Source organism: Verrucomicrobiota bacterium (assembly GCA_027622555.1).
Classification (GTDB): domain Bacteria; phylum Verrucomicrobiota; class Verrucomicrobiia; order Opitutales; family UBA2995; genus UBA2995.
Map to the genome: position 1 here is coordinate 1 of JAQBYJ010000112.1, position 16740 is coordinate 16740.

At 49.6% G+C, this 16740-nt stretch carries 12 protein-coding genes; 3 read left to right on the forward strand and 9 right to left on the reverse strand.

Going from position 1 to position 16740, the window contains the following annotated elements:
- Positions 1-301, reverse strand: a 301-nt coding sequence (locus O3C43_20695) for a hypothetical protein (GenBank protein MDA1068912.1), incomplete at its 3' end; no start/stop codon positions are given.
- Between the two features lie 173 nt (positions 302-474).
- Positions 475-1782 (reverse strand): hypothetical protein, encoded by a 1308-nt coding sequence (locus O3C43_20700; protein ID MDA1068913.1) that lies wholly within the window; start codon positions 1780-1782, stop codon positions 475-477.
- Between the two features lie 89 nt (positions 1783-1871).
- On the opposite strand from O3C43_20700, the gene O3C43_20705 reads away from it, so the two are divergent.
- Positions 1872-2846, forward strand: a complete 975-nt coding sequence (locus O3C43_20705; protein MDA1068914.1) for a hypothetical protein — start codon at positions 1872-1874, stop codon at positions 2844-2846.
- 46 nt (positions 2847-2892) lie between these two features.
- Here O3C43_20705 and O3C43_20710 read toward each other — a convergent pair whose 3' ends face one another.
- From O3C43_20710 to O3C43_20730, 5 genes are all read right to left on the reverse strand, one after another.
- Positions 2893-3738 (reverse strand): hypothetical protein, encoded by an 846-nt coding sequence (locus O3C43_20710; GenBank protein MDA1068915.1) that lies wholly within the window; start codon positions 3736-3738, stop codon positions 2893-2895.
- 133 nt (positions 3739-3871) lie between these two features.
- Complete coding sequence (ccsA, locus tag O3C43_20715) at positions 3872-5911, reverse strand: cytochrome c biogenesis protein CcsA (protein ID MDA1068916.1); 2040 nt, start codon at positions 5909-5911, stop codon at positions 3872-3874.
- Complete coding sequence (locus O3C43_20720) at positions 5809-6960, reverse strand: cytochrome c biogenesis protein ResB (GenBank protein MDA1068917.1); 1152 nt, start codon at positions 6958-6960, stop codon at positions 5809-5811. Before O3C43_20720 ends, ccsA begins: the two co-directional genes overlap by 103 nt.
- A 1-nt stretch (position 6961) precedes the next feature.
- Positions 6962-8236 (reverse strand): hypothetical protein, encoded by a 1275-nt coding sequence (locus O3C43_20725; GenBank protein ID MDA1068918.1) that lies wholly within the window; start codon positions 8234-8236, stop codon positions 6962-6964.
- Positions 8237-8387: 151 nt separating this feature from the next.
- Entirely contained in the window at positions 8388-8594 is a 207-nt protein-coding gene (locus tag O3C43_20730; GenBank protein MDA1068919.1) for a DUF2281 domain-containing protein, read from the reverse strand.
- A 793-nt stretch (positions 8595-9387) separates the two neighbouring features.
- Here O3C43_20730 and O3C43_20735 point away from each other — a divergent pair.
- Positions 9388-10425, forward strand: coding sequence for a cyclase family protein (locus O3C43_20735; protein ID MDA1068920.1), 1038 nt, complete (start codon positions 9388-9390; stop codon positions 10423-10425).
- Positions 10426-10538: 113 nt separating this feature from the next.
- Here the strand turns inward: O3C43_20735 and O3C43_20740 are convergent, their stop codons facing one another.
- Both O3C43_20740 and O3C43_20745 read right to left on the reverse strand, forming a co-directional pair.
- Positions 10539-11897, reverse strand: a complete 1359-nt coding sequence (locus tag O3C43_20740; protein ID MDA1068921.1) for a DUF1552 domain-containing protein — start codon at positions 11895-11897, stop codon at positions 10539-10541.
- A gap of 2 nt (positions 11898-11899) precedes the next feature.
- Positions 11900-15208: a DUF1592 domain-containing protein gene (locus O3C43_20745; GenBank protein ID MDA1068922.1), complete on the reverse strand. Its 3309-nt coding sequence runs from the start codon at positions 15206-15208 to the stop codon at positions 11900-11902.
- Positions 15209-15624: 416 nt separating this feature from the next.
- Between O3C43_20745 and O3C43_20750 the strand changes: the two genes are divergently transcribed.
- On the forward strand, positions 15625-16698 hold the full coding sequence (locus O3C43_20750) for a hypothetical protein (protein ID MDA1068923.1): 1074 nt from the start codon (positions 15625-15627) through the stop codon (positions 16696-16698).
- Positions 16699-16740 lie beyond the last annotated feature (42 nt).

A 16740-nucleotide genomic window follows, 5' to 3' on the forward strand; every position in this document is an offset into this window, starting at 1 on the left:
GTTCCGGGCCTCGTCCTTGCTGAGCATCGTGGCGATGGCGCTGTTCGCCGGACGCGACAACCTTGCGGCGATCCAGCGCTACGGGCAGTTCCACGACCCGGCCCGCCACTTTGGCATTCACATCAAACTTATTGGCTGCGTATAGAGTCCCGATGTAACCCTTGAGGACATCGTAATCGAGTGTCATTAGCTCAGTCGTATTTATCGTGACCAGAACCCGTTCCTGGCGAACACTTTTGTTCTGACGTTCACCAATAAAGACGAACGTGGTCATAAACATCACCAATGTAAGGGTGATCAATAGATATCTCTTCCTAACTGTTATTTTGGGCATTTCTTCTTAGGGGTTGCGAGAAAACCATGGTTGCCAGAGCTTCGCCGTCCATATAAATCCGCATTAATACCTAAACTTTGGTGAGCCGGGTTGGGTTGAATTGCAAGCGAGTTTACAAATGCGCTGGTCCAAGCTTCCGGTTAAAGTTTCCGGGATACAATATTCCGTCGGTCTTCCCAGCGTTGCTCTACTCCGGAAATGTTTCCCGCTTCATCGTTCAGAAACCTGATGGTCATGCTCTTATCCTCAGAAACGAAAAGATACTCGCCAGCCGGAAAGAACAAACGGGGCTCGCGGTCAAGAAAGTGCCAATAGGTTTTTCCGTTCTTAATAAAAAACCGATGACTGGCCTTACTCCGCCTGGCATACTTGCCTTCGAATTTCTTGTAGGCGGCGGGATCGAAAGTCGCGAGTGGTTCCGGCGGCACAAAGGGATGTGCCGCAAACCAGGCATTCTCAATTTTCTGCGCTTCTATTTTTTCAATTACAAACTCCCGCTCGGATTGGCCTCGTGCTTTGCCGTCAAACCTGAGGGCTTTAATGTAAGTTTCCAACAAGGCTTCGATGTCACTTTCAGAGTAATCGCTCACTGCCCTCAGTAAGGTCATGTAGAGCATGCCCTTCCGAATTCGCTCGAACGCTCCCTTCATCAAGGGCTTGAAAGTAAAGACGGCTACGCGGATCGCGGCAGCCTGGAAAATATTCACTTTCTTCTGTTCCATATAGATGGGAATCACTTCATCGAGGACCTTGCTGAATGCAGCGCGGTGCGGCAGAAAGAATACCCAATCGTAGAAAGAGAGTTCATCACTTTCCAATTCTTCAAGGGTCAATGCTTCAAGCCTTTGCTCGACCCGGCGTTCATCGAATGCTTCTACCCAAGCGATCTGATACAACTTGGAAGCTACACCCTCCAACGGTAACGGAAGAGCCGGGACGAGGGTTTCAAATTCGATATCGATTCCATCTTCCCCGCCGCCGTCTCTCTCATCGAACTCCACCTTATCCTCCCATTCCTGGATCATTCGTTCAAGCTCGTCAGCAGATGGAACAAGCTCCATTCGAATCCGCTTTTCACGTGCCATTCTCAGGAAGATTTTATAGACAAACATGGGATGCGGTTCTGTTTCATCCCCGACGATGACCAAACCATAGCCCGTGGATTTGCCAAGAGTTGCATAAGTAATATCCACCACCTCCTCAGCAAAACTCTCCGCATACCGACGATCGGCCTTTGACCTTGCAAACACGGAAATCGTCAAATGTTGATCTACCACCTCAAACGGTGCCAACTCCACAAACGCCTGAAAATCAGAACGAAGGTCTCTTTGGTCGCTCGTTTCCTCAGTAACAGCGAAGGTAATCACGAAAGAACCCAACCCCAAGAACAGGTATAACCAAAAATGGCATAACCATTTGCTGCCTACAGACTGGTCGAAAGCACTCATTAAAAACATGATTATCCTATCGACAGCGAAGGAGAAGCAGAAAGAGGATATTTTCTGAAAACCGTTATTTTATCTAAAACGAGCTACTTTTGACACTGAAGCGTATAGCAATTCTTGGCCTCCCCGATGAAGGTTCAGTCCTGGAATCCGGATACCTGATTCAATCCATCAGCAACTTCTGGCGGGAGGAAGGGCATGAGGTAGTCGGGATAACCGATCTCAAGAAAAACGTTTCGGCGGATATCGCAATCGTGCATCTGGACCAAACAAAAGTTCCCACAAAGTACCTGGACTATGCGAATAGGTATCCCATTGTGATAAATGGGCGTTGTGGCAGTATTCGTAAGGATATATTTTCCCATGCGCTCCTGTCACCGGAAAGCGACTACACAGGAAGAGTCATTGTAAAAACCAAGGACAACTTTGGAGGCTACCCTGAGAAGAACAGACGCCGTGGTTGGCAAAAGTTGAGACATAAGATCTCCCGCGTTCCTTACCACGCTCGTAAACAAATACTAAAGTTACAAAGTAATACTGATTCTTCAAACAAGCTCAAAAGGCATTACTGGAAACATTTGGAAACACTCAATCCACTCCACTATCCCATCCTGGAAAACATCGAACAAGTTCCTGAAGGAGCATGGGATAATCCGAATTTGATAATAGAAAAGTATCAGCCAGAAACGGACACCGAAGGTCGCAACATCTTGCGCAACTGGTATTTTTTTGGAAATCGAAATGGCCATGAAATTCATGTATCGCGCACTCCCATTGTAAAATATGTAGGGACAGGAGAACAACAGGAACTCTACGAAGAGAACATGAAGGATCCGGAGCTCCAGCAGCGTTCCATACCACGAGTACTAGTGGAAGCCCGGAAAGCATTAAATTTGGACTATGGCAGAATCGACTGGGCGGTGCATGAAGGAAAAACCGTTATATACGATATCAACAAGACACCATTCGCCGATTATGTCCCGTTTGGTGCTCAAAAGACGGGGAGCCCTTTTGAAGCCCTTACCTTCAATATTTCAAAAGGTCTTTGCTCGCTAATCGATACCTGATTACCTGGGTAACTTTCTTTCTTTGACCGAAAACCAAACAGCTAGATCAATTGTAAGGGACTTTGATCGATTCCAATGAATCAGCCTCCAGGAGCATGTGGATTAGCCGGTCCAGACCTATTCCGAAACCACTGGTTTCCAGGGAAGTATCGATTGACTCATCTCCATCGAAGAAAGCTTTCATCTCCTCCTTATCTCTCAGACCACCAGACATAATCTCTCCATAATTTCCGCTAAGAATCAGATCGAAACCAGCAGAAAAACCATTGCCGATTGATTTGTTCAATTTGGGGTCCACTGTTTGAGGCGTGTAATTAAGCCACACGGGATTTATTGCAGTCATGGATAATTCTTTGGACCATCGATCAAATTCAGCCGTGGTCATGGATACTTCAGATTCATTTCTAAGGTCCATCGAATTTACAGTCTCAAACATGGATGTTCGGGAAGGATCGAATACTGAACAAAAAGCACCCTCGACGTAGCGTAAATAGTCCAACGCAAGTTGTTGGGTTTGGTAGATGTCAGAGTCAAATACTTCAATTTCAATCTGGTAAAACAAATGGCTGTTGAGTCTCGCTTTAGGCTCCCTTCGGTAACACGGTCCAATCGTGTAGACATTCCCCAAATACTGCGCTGCATATTGCTTATGAAACGAATGCGACGAAGGAAGAATGAGGTCCGGGTTTTGCGCATCTCCAAACCAATACATTTTTTCCTGAATAAATTCGAAACAGCGTGCATTGGTTGCCGGAAGAATTTCCGAAATTTGCCGTTTTGCACAAAATTCCCGGGTCTTATTCAATACAAGCGTGTAAGCCTTGAAGATCTCTTCCGGGCTAATTTTTAGTATACCAGTTAATCCCTCCTGTGACTCTGATCGTACATTCATGAATAGTTTTATTACAAAATTGGATGGAAAACTGTTTAGGGAAATAGAGTCTCAGCCTAAAAAGGAACATCTGCAAAACAGCAATTTACAGGAAATTAATCGACTACTAAGTTTTATCTTTCCAGAGAAACTATCATTGCTCTTCCTTTTGTCCGCGAAAACTCCTCCACAGGTGCAGTGGTAATAAAGCAAGAAAGATGAGTGCAACCTGACTGCCCACAAAGAGCATCAACCATTTGAACGCTGCGTCCATGAAACCGTAGCTGTGAAGGCCGATGCCGAGCATGTTCGTCCCGAACCAGGACCACGCGGTGATGACGTTGCCGAAGATAGCGAGGTTCATCAGGCCGCGCTCTTTTACGAGTCCGCCCCATCGTGCGTGCAGGATAAGGGCGTTCCAGATCACGATAAGCAACGCACCGTTCTCTTTTGGATCCCACCCCCAGAAGCGGCCCCACGATTGGTCCGCCCAGATTCCACCGAGCACGGTACCCACAAAACTGAACAGAGCTGCAAAACAGACTATGCCGTACACCATTTTGGCGAGCGCTTTGCTCAGATCAAATTCCTTTCTGGCGGTAAGCGTAGGGGTAAAAACTCCCAGCACCACATATGCCATCGCCAACACGCCGGCAACGAAGGTGGAAGCATAACCGAGCGTTACCACGACCACATGAGTCGCGAGCCAAAAATTCGTGTCCAACACCGCTCGCATCATTTCCATCGTGTCGCCGCCGAGTGCTAAATTGTGTGCGATGAGCAAGGTGACGAATCCCGCGAAGCCCGCGACCGCGCTACCAAGTCCGACCCGATAAACGCGCTCAAGTATCAAGCCCAGAACGCACGCGCCCCATCCGATGAAAACCGCGGAAGAATAAAGATTCGTCACCGGTGGACGGCCTTCCAACACCATTCGATAAATCAGCCCACAGGTGTGAACCACGAAGGCAAGTGCAACGAGCCAGTAGGCTGACCGACGCAACGATTCCGAGAGATTCGGCCACGTTCCAAAAGTCAGCAACGCGCCACCAGCCAGCACAAAGGCAAAGATGTAAATGATAGTAGCATGCAGGAACAGTTTCACTTGATTGAAATAATACTCCGCCCGGCCTTTACCCACTTCGCGTTCAAAATCGCTACCCAACCAGTTCTTGTATCCGGCAACCGCGCTGTTGAATTCGGAGGCATCGGAGTCGGTGTAGGCCACGGCGATACGCGAATAATATTCAACGGCGGGAGGTAGTGTGTTATCGCGAATCATATTAAGTAAACTTGCTCCCACGTTCGACCACCCATCCCGATCGATCCCGGGATCCACCGGAGGTACCAACAGCGGATAGGAATTGTTTGCCGTAAACTCAAACTGGGTGGCGATGCCCATAAACCGCCGCACGGGTTCTTCTTCCATCATCTCCACCCCCCTGCCGCTTTGCTGGGCGCGAACCGCGGCAATGCCAGCCGGCATCGTAGATTGGTAATCCGCCAAAAGCTCCGTAAAATTGCCGGTGCCTTCCGGCTGAACACTGTTCTTAAGCCGAAGATAGAGGCTGATGGCGTTGGCTAGTTTCAACACCTGCTTTTGAAAGCTTGAACGTTGCGCCGCTTCTTCCACCGCGGAAGCACTCTGGGACTGCTTCATTATTTCCTCAAACTGTGGTTTGATTTCATTGAACGAATAATAACGCAGCCCGGATTTTTCGACACCCAGGTCCCCAAGCTTTAATTCGCTGATAATATCTGGATGATGAATCAGAAAGATCGAACGTGTGTCTGCCATCTCCGGGTTGAAGAAAACCTCCAGCAACCACTCACTTGACTTGAGTTTCTTGGCATGCCTCCAGAATTGCCACGATGGAAGGATTTCCAAGGGAGCATCGCCGGTGCTCCGAATCTGGAGCAAGGAATTGCGCGCCACGGAATCCAGCGGCTGGATACGTCCATTGAGCAGCGCGGGAAGTCGACCGAATTGAGCGGTGTGAAGTCCTGTTTCTTTCTTTGGCTTCAACACGATGAGTACCTCCATCGCAAACAGTGCGAGGAACAACCAGGGCAAATATTTTAGAAATGCTTTCATGCTTTTTTCCGTTTGGTGGCGAAACCGATCAAGTGCGACATAAATTGCCAAATCATGCCCGCAGCTACAAGCACACAAGCGAAGTACGGGGTTAGCCATCCGGGGTTGTCGACCACTTGCAACACCGTCCCCTTCTCGTCGGTCTCGTCATAGGAGGCTTGAAAAAATGTTTCACCGGAATAACGGAGCGGTTCGTTCATGCGTATGGTGACCTCGCGATCTTCGTTCGTGTCCGCTCGGTCCAACCTCACTCGGCTGGAGAAGTTCTTTGGCGTGTTGGTTCCCGCATAGCGGTCGAATCGAAAGTCAATCAGATGCAGGCGGAATGGTTTATAATAACGTGTTGGGCGCACCTCAAACAGAAGTTCCTTACCGTCAATCGTGATGGTTTGGGGTCGCGAAAAATGCCCGGACACCAGAATGGTTCGCGCATCGCCGCCGGGCCCGATCAGGTCGATGAGGCCGGACGGTATATCCCGAAAGTTCATTTGTGTCACCTTGGGCAGGCTGCGCCACCAGATTTCTGTGCTCTCTGTATTTTCCGCTTTTACCAATTCAAATCCGGCACCCTCATTCTTGGCGGCAAGCGTCGAATTGGGATAAAACTTTATGGGGCGAACCTTGAACGGCATCTCAGGATCGGACAGTTCTTTACCGCTGCTGAGCAAACTGGTGGGAATGGCCACCACCTTATCCTCTTTCGGATCCGAGGTATCAATCACCGCCAGTTCCCAAAGACTGTTCGATTCTGAATAATTGGACGAAGCCCCTTCGCGTATCCGCATGAAACTTTCGGTTGAAAGCGTGTCCGTTGCAAACTGCCCGAGCAGCAATAACACGACACCCAAATGAATCATTGCGATGCCGATGCGCTTGAACCCTGGTCTGTAATAACGCAGGTGGGCGGCGAATAGATTGATGAGCAACAATCCGCCAACAAGATAGCCGCCGGGAAAGATAGGGATACGAAGCCCCGAACCCGAAGGTTGCCAATAAATCAACCAGCTGCGGAAGAATTCACTCTGCGCCTGGTAAAGCCCAAGCTTCACCTGCGCAATGGTACCCCAGAAAACCAATATCAATCCGAGCGCCAGTAAAACGACGGCGACTCGAACGGAAGTTAACAATTTGTAGATGCGTTTGCGCATTTTAGTAGTTCACCTCTTGGACGAAGGTGGTGAATGCCTCCTTTTGCGCGGTCACCAATTCGGCATCGCCCATCAGTTTGTAGAACCAGGTCGAACCACGGTTGCTCACCAGGGCACCAACAATCGAAGTCGATTTGCCGGTGCGGCCATCCGTGCCACTCATTTCCACAAACAGCACGGTTCCAGCGGTGGTTTCGATTTCTTTCACGTTCTTTTGCATTTCTGTGTTACTCCACGGGGCCTGGCCTAGCTGTCCAAGCCAACGGTTCACATTGGCGGCCAAGCCACCACCGTCACCGGATGAAGTGCTCACGTTCACAACTGCCTCGGACTCACCTTCGCCTGACAGGATAAATTTGGCATACAGAAATTGACCTCCTGAAACCTCCTTCCAACTTGAGGGTACTGTCCAGGTCGGTCCCCCATTGCGAGCCGCGGGTGGCTGTGATGAGCTAACAGTTCCCGGCATGGAACCACCAGCAGCCGAAGCATGCTCATCCTCCAAAACGGCCGCTTCGATCTTCACCGATTTGAGAAACTCAACAAAGTTGGGTTTCTCCGCTAAGACCAATTCGTCGTCACCTTGTAATTTATAAAACCAGCTCATTTCGCCGACATGCTTCATGGCAGTGACTATGCGGATGGTTGTACCGTCGGGAGATTTGCCCGCAATATCGAACATTTTTCCAACAGCACCACCAATGTCCACAGGGATAAGTGCGGTTTCCGCCTCGTCCTCCGTTAATTCGCTCATCCCGAATTGTTGCCGCCACATATTGACAATGAGCGACTCTCGGCCGGCCAGTCCAGGTAAGGGTGTGACCGCGACCTGTGCCGACTGACCATTGGGGCTGCTTATGCTGAAACTGACCACACGCATCGCATCCCTACCCCCTTCGAGCCAACCTTCCGGCTTCGAGTAGGTAACCTTGGGCAAAGTTGGTGCCGGACCATGATTGTGTCCGGTATGATCAACACCAGGAGCAAAATGGTCATCAGTAGAACTGCTGGAAACCACCGGCGCGGCAGGTTCCTTGGGCACGCGATAAACCTTTATTTTTTCAGCCGCTCCTGCGTTACAGGCGAGCAACAGCAATCCCGCACAACCCATCAGGATTGAACGAGCCGGGATAGAATTAAGTTTTAATGACATACTCGGTTTCCCTGTTATGGATAGAAAGTTGCTGTTGGCACTCCGGGGATCAAGGGAGAATTGTCCTACGCCGGAATCATTGGCGGAGATTCTTCGACGAAGTCCTCGCGCTGCAAGCCTCATTTAGGGAAGGTTGTGTCAGGAAGATGTTGGTTTCAATCCGCGCCCAGTGAGGGGCGATCATCCACCCCCGTCCCCACCTGTCAACGAGGCAAGAACAAGAGCGGGTCGAACCTTGGCACTGGAAAGTTAGGTGAACGGACCACACCACAACTTACAAATCGCGCCATGCTTCATCTTCCTTCGGAGAGTCCCAATCGGCGGCCCAGGCGGATTGCGCCAGTGGCAGCAAGTCATCCGTCTTTTCCGAATCCGAATTCGTTTTGGACTTCAGGAAAAGCAGGAAGTCGAGAACCTCCTTTTGAACGTTCTCCGGTGCTGACTTGATTTCCTCGATCAGAAGTTGGGTGTTTTTAGTCATTTTAATTTCTGGATGAAAAAACCTGTCTGCTATTGGTTTTTGAAAAAGGCACTGCCAACATATACTTTCAAAACGGGTTAAACTGACAAGTGGAAAGCCATTCTAAATCAGGGGGGATTCCAGACTTGTTTTCACCATATGCGTACTCTTGTGGATTGCGGTGTGGAAAGAATATTCACGCCTCATTTCTCAAGAGTCAGCGGTTTCTTTTACACGCATCGGAATGTTGTTCAACAGAGCGTGCCATTTTTACCGGAAGCAGGTTCACAAATCCCGAGTCGCGGCCCGATGCGTTCTACCCCTCTTGGGAAAACTTGACAATAGACTATTGACCCTATCGGCCTACGCCTTAAGATCCGTCACCGATGGCGCCCGATAAAACTGGACGGCAGAACCGGCGCCGAAGGTGAAACTGTTGCCTATGAACAAAACTTTTGGGGCTTTTGGACCGCCTTTTTCAATGACCGCAGGTTTATCAGCGCCCAGAGCCTGTACTGATAGAAGAAACGTAACGACAGCGACTGGGATCAAAAAAGAGACAGGCAAATTCATTTTCATGCCGGGAAATTGGAACGATAGATCACTCACAGCAATCCTTTCCGATCGTCCCACCTGGGCTTCTCTTACAGTTCTCCGAAATAATTGTTCGGGAAACGTAAAAAATAATTTTCCCCTTTGGTGAAGGGCAAACTTCAACCATTCCTTATATTTTTATATTTGCAAATTGAAAATCGGCCCAAAACGCACGCGGGTAATATTCCAACTGACAAATCCATCAATCAATTCGAACTTTATGAAAGCTGTATTCAAATCCTACAACACCACGTTGATTGCCTTGTTGGCCGTTATTTTTCAAACAGCCCACGCAGGCGACTCAGGCACAAAACAATGGGTAAAAGGACAAGGCTGGGGCTGGGTCTGGGGTCCGGAGAATGAAATCGGAGCGCTCAATGAAATGACGGACGAGAGCATGCAGGCCGCATTGAGTTTAGCAACGAATGGAAAAATCAATGACCTCGGCGTGATCTACGACCGTGACCATTCTGTCTGGCCAGGTCACAGTCCTGCGGAAGAGGCGAGTTTTAGTTCACCGGAGGGCGTTAAGCGACAAGCCGATTTTCCGTCTGCGATAATCTGTACGGCCTGGCACAGTTGTGCCCTGTTTACTAACGACGACGGAGCAGCTCAAATCGATGATCTCCGACACTCGGTTGAAAGTGAAGATAACCGCGAGAATAACGATTTAAAAGAATCCGATTTGGGAGACGATTCGGGCGTTCGTAAATTCGATGCGACCACTATTCCAAAAATAGTTGCCCGGGGGGTTCTAATTGATGTGGCTGACTACAAGGGCGTAGCCGCGCTTCCACCTCACTACGGAATCACTATAGTGGACATAAAAGGTGCGCTCAATAAACAAGGTACGATGCTACTGCCCGGAGACGTGGTGCTGATTCGTACTGGAGCGATACAATATTGGTCAGATCCCCTGGATCGTGAAAAACTCGCAGATCACGATACCGCAGGCCTTCTTTACGAAAGCGCGAGATGGCTGGTTGAGGAACGAGGTGCCATGCTTATCGGCAGTGACACCAGCGGCCTGGAATACCGTCCCGCCCCCGAAGATGCAGTCGCTTATCAGAAAAAGCATGAATCGTTCATGCCGGTACACGACTACCTGCTCACGCAACAAGGCGTCCATATTGGCGAACTTTACTACCTGGAAGATTTAGCCGCCGATAAAGCCTACGAGTTTTGTTACATATGTCCCTCCGCCAACACGCCTGAAACGACACGCGGATCAACGCCGCGTCCGATAGCAATGAGGTAATGGCGGATTGAATCTTCCTCTTACTCTTCGTCTTACTCTTTTGAGTCATTCACTCGCGAGCAAGCTGCGCTCCTACAGTGCGATTCCTAATTCCTGCAGTTTTAAACCGATACTCAAATACCAGCCAGGCGGCGTGTGGTGTCTCCAAACCTCGGCAGCTCAACTCCCATTCGATCCATGAGAGAGAGGTACAAGCTACAGGCCCTTCGGTTGCTGTTGTCCTCCTCCTTGAAATCGAGGACCCGACCGGGCTGCAGAGTACCACCACCTTTCCCAGCGAGAATAATGGGCATGTGGTCGGCCTGATGAAGGTCACCATCAAAGAAGTTGGAGCAAAACATCAGCATCGAATTGTCGAGCAAGGACTGACCTCCCTCATCGATGTCTTTCATGCGCCCGAGGAGATAAGCACACTGTTCGGTATGGAATTGATTGGTTTTTAAATACATCGCCTCGAGTTCCGGATCGCGTCCGTTGTGAGTGAGGTCAAGGTGGAGGCTACCTTTAACATGTTCGAGGAAACCGAAGTTCATCTGAGAAAGGTCGTTGTTCAGCATGCAGGTTGCGATCCGTGTCTTGTTCATCTGGAAGGCTAAAACAATCAGGTCCAACATCAGCTTCATGTGGTCCGGTATGTTTTGAGGCAAGGTTTCAGCTGGCCGTTCCATATTGGGCTCACTTATTGAGGGACGCCAACCCTCCAACCGGTGTTCCTTGGCCGCATTATCTAATCGGGTTTCAATATCACGAATGGAGTCCAGGTAATCGGTTAATTTTTGTTTATCGGAATATGCGACACGGGTTTTTAAATAATTTGCATCGGCCAGCACTTCGTCGAGAACGCTGCGATCCAACTCACGATCTCCTCTACCCACCAACAAATCGAACACCCTTGAGGGGTAAATCTCCTTCATGCTTGGCTTGGTGTCGGTGCTCCAGGAAATGTTGGAACCGTAAATCATGGAGAGCCCATCCTCCAGACGCAGTTCTGTCGGCTCTATTCCGACCACCAGACTGGGGATCACCGATTCGCGCCCGATCTGTTTGGCCATCACCTGGTCCATCGTCTCGCCGACCCGAATTTCGCTCTGGTCTTTGCTGACCCAGGCGCCGGAAAGCAGGTTGGTAGTTCGTCCCTGATGGGCACTGTCATGTTCGACGGCCTTCTGGTTAAAAAGACCGCGTATGAAAGTGAAATCTTCGGTAAAGGGTTTCATCGGAGCCAAACCCGGACCGATGTCCATTCCGTCAGTTGTTTGCTTCGCCCACCAATGCGCCGGCTCTACGCCATTTGAGAAAAAGAGACAACCAAAGCGAATCGGTGCCTGACCAGCGGAAGCGGCGGCAATCCGTTTACCTGATTCCACCGCATAAGTGGGAATAGACTCCATCCAGGGAAGTGCCAAGGTAAGCCCTGCACCCCGCAAAAAGTTTCGGCGGGAAATTCCTCGTGATGTCAGCAGGTTCGGCATTCTTAAATCGGGCTATCTGAATCTTCGTCCTTGGTGTTTTTAGCGGACTCAATGCTTTGGCCTCTCTTGTGACGGAACTGGGGACTCGTGACAACCTGAGCGACCAAATTAGAAAATCGTTTATCATCATCGAGGCTTTTTACCATTTTGTCGATTAATAAGCGATCAGACAGAATTTCACTTCGACCCAGCGCATAACCGAGCAGTTTGCGGCAAAGATTATTATAAAACGTACCCTTCTCTTGCTGCAGGTAGGAAAACAGGTCCTCCATCCCTGTAATCTCCGTCCCATCGTTCAGGATACCCGTTGTCTCAATCACGCCGCCATCGCTGTAGGTTTCTCGCCATTGACCAAGCGGATTAAAATTTTCCAGGGCGAAGCCGAGTGGATCGATGCGTGTATGACAATTTACGCATGACTCATCCCGCCGATGTGCCTCCAGGCGGTCGCGAACAGTCAAGCCATCGGCCAATACTTCTTCCGCCGGAATGGACCCGGCATCCGCTGGAGGAGGCGGAGTCGGTGTGTTCAAAATGCGCCGCAAAATCCAATCTCCCCGTTTGACGGCGCTGGTACGCAAAGGAGCGGAAGTCGTGGCAAGGATCGTTCCCTGTTGAAGCAGCCCACCCCGGTTAAATTTGCGGGTTCCCTGCACCAGCTGCAGGCTACCTCCAGAATCTGAATTCACCTCAAATGGAACCCGATAATGCTCAGCCAGTTTTTGATTCAGAAAAGTGTAATCGGCAAACAGGACGTCATCCACCGGGCGATCAGCCGTGACGATGTATTCAAAAAAGCTGACCGATTCATCGTACAAGGCTTCCTTCAGGTCATCGGAAAACTCCGTAAAGTGACTCGCGTCAATTCCACTGAAATCGTCAAAACGGTAAAAGCCAAACCACTGTCCAAAAAACTCCGTGGCAAATCGTCTGGCTTTGGGGTCCGTCAACATGCGGCGGGCCTGATGTGCCAGATTTTCGGGTACGCTTAATTCACCGGCCTCCGCAGCCCTCATCAGTTCGGTATCTGGCGGCGATGACCAGAGGAAGAAGCTCAGTCGGCTGGCGAGCTCGAAGTTGGATAGCGCCACCACCGGCGCCGACTCTTTCGGCTGCTCAATCCGGTATAAGAATTCCGGGGCAATTAGAATACGAGCCAAGAGCAAACGGACGGCCTCAGGATGATCCAGTTCTTTTTGGGAACGCAGCGAATCGTAATAGCCAACGAGCTTTTTGCGGTCGGTCTGCGTTAAAGGCCTTCGCCAGGCTCTCTCTGTAAAACTCAAGACGTCTTCCAGGTGACCCGGCTCGGCAGATTCCAGGGTTTGAGTAGCAGATTGGTAGTTATCGTATAGTCGATGAATGTAACCAACCGTCTCCGGAGACTGCTTCTCGATCCAATCAGGAGTCAAATCCGCAATCGTCCGTTCGCCTGCATCCAGGCCAAACTTCTTTACGATAAAACGCAGAAAAGTGTCGTGGTAATCAAATGAGGTAAGCAAGTCGGTCCAAGCAATATCCAGTTCCTGGCGCGTCGCATCGTCCAGAATCGACTCAGCCAAAAAGCGGTCATCACGGTGATACTTGAGAATGTAGTGAAAGGAATTTCGTTCCGGTTTGTTGTAGGTGTTGTCAAAGGGTGCGGGTATTGGATCCCGGTCCGACGGGGCCGGTTTTCTATGGGAAACCTGGGGTAGGTTTCGTGCCAATTCGGCAACCCCCGTTTTTCGTGCCTCCATGTCCGGGCTGGCAGGATTGGCGAGAAGCGCCGATGCAGCACCCGTAGACGATATCTCTTCCCCTTCCACACGTCCGTCGGAGATCACGCAACGCACAAAACAATCGTCTCCATGTTCGACATCGAGTTCTACGTCTACCGACAAGACGGCACCGCGTAGGCCTGAAGGGCCTGAAAACTGAACTGTCAACTCTTGCGAACCGAGGGTAATAAAATCACTTGGAGCGATTGGAGCACCGTCAAATCCAATACCAAATTTTAAGAGTTCCCGAGTCTCATCGGTGGCAGCTTCCACCAAAGGCATCTTAATTGGATCCGCATTCCCTGGCAGCGCGAAAACAACTTGCGGATTTTTCCAAAGCACAGCGGGGACCTCCCCTCCCTCTCCTGCCGGTATCACCGAAATATTGGCCGTTGAATATATGGCATCCTTCGCCTTGTTTATCCGAACTTTGAATGAGTATTCCAAAGTAGGACGAAAGTTATCCTCTGACAACGCCGGGGCTTCCTCATCATCAACAGAATTTGCTGCGAGAGCTTTTTGCCAACTTTGCAACAGATCGTAGAGATCAACACAGGCTAAACGGATCGATTGTTCGTTTGCGGAGGACTCTGCTTGAGGAGCCGGTAACTCACGCCATCCACTAACGATAACAGTAGATGGGAATGACAATGAGTCATCGTTGAGTACACTCCAAATGTGCTCTAAAAACCGAATTTCAATTCCTTCGGTTTCAGCAAGGTCCTCCAAGGTTAAATTGGGTAATCTAAGCGCATCCCGATGCATGTATCGCCAGGACGCATAAAAGGCTTTGGGGTAACGGTCGAGACCATAAGGCATCGCTCCTTCTCCCGCACCAGTACTAAAACCATGTTCCTGGTAAATCGACAATATGCGATTGATAGCGGAGAGCTCCTGTCCGGTCATGCCCGGATCAGAATAAAATTGAAGGGGACCAGCACCGATCAAGGCGTGGGACGCCACCAACTTGGCTGCTTTTAGATACTGCTCCAGAGTCGCGTCCTGCATAAATTGAACTTCTCCGACGTTTGAAAATCCTTCACCGCCGACAGCCTCGCCAACAAAAGATTTTTCCAAATCCAAATCGAGCCCGGTCAGGTCCTGAACGGTATAAGCATACTCGGCGCTCGTTAGCCGCCTCAGAGCAATTTCTCCCGGGTCTCCTGCATTAATCTGAATCGCATAATCGAGCGTTTCGCTAATAGTTGAAATCAGAGACTGCCGCTCCTGATCGCTTGGCTGTTCTTCATCGTCCGGCGGCATTTCCTCAAACTCGAGCATTTCAACCACCAATTCCCAGGTCTTGAAACTTTTGTCGATAGAGGGATCGGCCACCAGTTCTTCGAAGTTGATGTCACCTTTGGTCTTTTTCGCTCCATGACAATCGAAACAGTATTGCTTGATAACGGGAAACGCGGATTCCAAAGTCGGTACCGCGCTCAAGCCACACGACGCCAAAAGAAAGGAAACAATCAGGAAAAGCCTGAAGGATAATGTGAATTTTGAGACCTCATTGTCTCCAGGAGATTTATGAACCGAATTGCGAACCATAGGCTTGGGCAGAGCTGATCAAGAGAGTTCAACTACAAGAACTAAAAGATACAACCATGCTGTCAACGACGTATCTTGGGGGGTGTTTGCAAAGGATGTCACAATAATTGACCTAAGTTCAAAGATACAGTCATTCGGGCACCATAACAGAGTCCTCAAAACTGACAACCTTCCAGGGTAAATTATCAGTAAAGCCACTCTTGTTGAGAACTCTATATTTTTTGTTACGACTGCCGCCACTACCTTACCCACATCAACTCCGATTCTTTCAACATCCATCAAAATGTCGTCGCCCGAAATCTGATTTTTGATTATCAGGGGCCATGGGTGCCGACCAAACGAAAATTTTAGAACGCAAGACCCGAACAGGGTTTATTGCCGCTTAACTCTATCCAACTCACTTGAGACGCGCCTATATGAAATGTCTGAAAATGCACCTGATCAGCAGGTTTGTGAATAGCAGTCGAAGTTGGTCCAGGAAACTCTTGGTGCTTGTTTATCTCCTCGCTACTGCAAACGCAGCCCGCGGGGAAGAATCAAGCGAAACGGATGCCTGGTCGCAATGGCAGGAGAACCTCCGATTCACCATCGATGGAAGCAGTCGTGTTGTTTTCAGGAGTGGCGATGCAGAGACGTTCTATCAGAATTTTCTAGGATTTGATCTGCACAAAGTTTTTTCGGGGAACAGCGGAGACATCGGGACGCTGACACTGCAAGGTTACCTCACGCGAATCGATAACATGAATCCGCATCCGCCGATATTTGATGATGAAGATGATTGGCGGCTTATTTACCGCATATTCAATTATAACTTCCGAGGACTTGGTCTTAACGGTCCTCATATCCGGATAGGGCATTTTGAAATACCCTACGGATTAGAGCAGGACATCAATACGAATGGCACCTTACGGCAGTATGGGGTAGAACGAAATCTCGGACTCAAGGCGGATTGGGGAGCGAGCGTAAACGGGCGGTTTAGAACGATGGACTATGAATTCAGCTGGACCCAGGCAAATGGCCAGGATCTGACGTGGCGAGGATTCGATGATCGCTACACATTGGCTGGCCGGGTTGGAAGTGACCAATGGATAGAGGGAATAGATCTGGGGCTTTCCGGCTACTACGCCGAGCTAGACGGCCAAGGAAACAGACGATTTCGCACCGGGGCCGATCTACGATGGTATTACCAACTTTTTGGGGTTTTTACAGAGCTCTCGGTCGGCGAAACAAACCAACAATCGACTTTGAACAGCGTGGTCGAGTTAAACTGGAGAAACCCGACTGAGCAGTTCCTTCTGTATACGCAGTTTTTTTATTATTCTCAAGACTCCTCCTCGGGTTGGAGTGAATACCTACAGACAACGTTGGGAATGAGATACGCTCCGGATACCCACTGGGCGATGAGCGCACAACTTGGCCGCGAGGTTATGGGATTTTCCACAACTGGGCGTAAGACGGAGTTTACTTTGCAAGCACGTTATAGATTTTAACCCCTTTGAGATTGCCCCGAAAATGGGAGACCCGTTGTGCTT